This is a genomic window from Pseudomonas sp. 203-8 (assembly GCF_020708595.1).
GTDB classification, from domain to species: Bacteria; Pseudomonadota; Gammaproteobacteria; order Pseudomonadales; family Pseudomonadaceae; genus Pseudomonas; species Pseudomonas aeruginosa.
This window is the reverse complement of sequence record NZ_JAJFDF010000005.1, coordinates 395,629-397,736: the sequence shown is the minus strand read 5'-3', so window position 1 is coordinate 397,736 and position 2,108 is coordinate 395,629. Positions and strand designations below refer to the sequence as shown.

Sequence of the window (2,108 nt, the reverse complement as noted above, 5' to 3'; positions counted from 1 at the left end):
TGACCTACCAGGTCTCCGGTCTCAAGCGCGGCGATACCGCCGGTGCCGTGCTCAACGGCGGCAGCCTGAGCCGCGTGGCTGGCGAGAACGTCGGCGTGTACGGCATCAACCAGGGTGGACTGGGCCTGGTCAGCAGCAATTACACCCTAAACTACCAGGGCAATAACCTGACCATCACCAAGGCACTGCTCAATGTGATCGCCGATGCCAAGACCAAGGTCTATGGCGATGCCGATCCGGCGCTGACCTACCAGGTCTCCGGTCTCAAGCGCGGCGATACCGCCGGTGCCGTGCTCAACGGCGGCAGCCTGAGCCGCGTGGCTGGCGAGAACGTCGGCGTGTACGGCATCAACCAGGGTGGACTGGGCCTGCTCAGCGCGAACTACGACCTGAGCTACCAGGGCAATAACCTGACCATCACCAAGGCGCTGCTGAATGTGATCGCCGATGCCAAGACCAAGGTCTATGGCGACGCTGACCCGAGCCTGACCTATCAGGTCAGCGGCCTGAAGAATGGCGATACCGCTGGCGCGGTGCTCAACGGCGGCAGCCTGAGCCGCGTGGCTGGCGAGAATGTCGGCGTGTACGGCATCAACCAGGGCGACCTGGCATTGAACAGCGGCAACTACGATCTGAGCTACCAGGGCAACAACCTGACCATCACCAAGGCACTGCTGAACGTGATCGCCGATGCCAAGACCAAGGTCTATGGCGATGCCGATCCGGCACTGACCTACCAGGTCAGCGGCCTGAAGAATGGCGATACCGCTGGCGCGGTGCTCAATGGCGGCGGCCTGGTTCGTGTCTCCGGCGAAAACGTAGGCAACTATGCGATTCAGCAGGGTGGCCTGGGTCTGGTCAGCGGTAACTATGACCTGGCTTACCAGGGCAACAACCTGACCATCACCAAGGCGCTGCTGAATGTGATCGCCGACGCCAAGACCAAGGTCTACGGCGATGCCGATCCGAGCCTGACCTACCAGGTCAGCGGCCTGAAGAACGGTGATACCGCCGGTTCGATCCTGACCGGTGGGTTGAACCGCGCCGCAGGCGAGAACGTGGGTGTGTATGGCATCAACCAGGGCGACCTGGCATTGAACAGCGGTAACTACGACCTGAGCTACCAGGGCAATAACCTGACCATCACCAAGGCACTGCTGAATGTGATCGCCGACGCCAAGACCAAGGTCTACGGCGATGCCGATCCGAGCCTGACCTACCAGGTCAGCGGCCTGAAGAACGGTGATACCGCTGGCGCGGTGCTCAACGGTGGCAGCCTGAGCCGCGTGGCTGGCGAGAATGTCGGCGTGTACGGCATCAACCAGGGCGACCTGGCATTGAACAGCGGTAACTACGACCTGAGCTACCAGGGCAATAACCTGACCATCACCAAGGCGCTGCTGAATGTGATCGCCGACGCCAAGACCAAGGTCTACGGCGATGCCGACCCGAGCCTGACCTACCAGGTCAGCGGCCTGAAGAATGGCGATACCGCTGGCGCGGTGCTCAATGGCGGCGGCCTGGTTCGTGTCTCCGGCGAAAACGTAGGCAACTATGCGATTCAGCAGGGTGGCCTGGGTCTGGTCAGCGGTAACTATGACCTGGCTTACCAGGGCAACAACCTGACCATCACCAAGGCACTGCTGAATGTGATCGCTGATGCCAAGACCAAGGTCTACGGCGATGCCGATCCGAGCCTGACCTACCAGGTCAGCGGCCTGAAGAACGGCGACAGCGCCGGTTCGATCCTGACCGGCGGGCTGAACCGCGCCGCAGGCGAGAACGTGGGTGTGTATGGCATCAACCAGGGCGACCTGGCATTGAACAGCGGTAACTACGACCTGAGCTACCAGGGCAACAACCTGACCATCACCAAGGCACTGCTCAATGTGATCGCCGATGCCAAGACCAAGGTCTACGGCGATGCCGACCCGAGCCTGACCTACCAGGTCAGCGGCCTGAAGAACGGTGACAGCGCCGGTTCGATCCTGACCGGCGGGCTGAACCGCGCCGCAGGCGAGAACGTGGGTGTGTATGGCATCAACCAGGGCGACCTGGCATTGAACAGCGGCAACTACGACCTGAGCTACCAGGGCAATAACCTGACC

At 61.6% G+C, this 2,108-nt stretch carries 1 protein-coding gene; it reads left to right on the top strand.

Going from position 1 to position 2,108, the window contains the following annotated elements; all coding sequences use genetic code 11:
* Positions 1–2,108 (top strand): MBG domain-containing protein (locus tag LJF27_RS14425; RefSeq protein WP_267498094.1); only part of this gene is annotated, 2,108 nt, incomplete at both ends.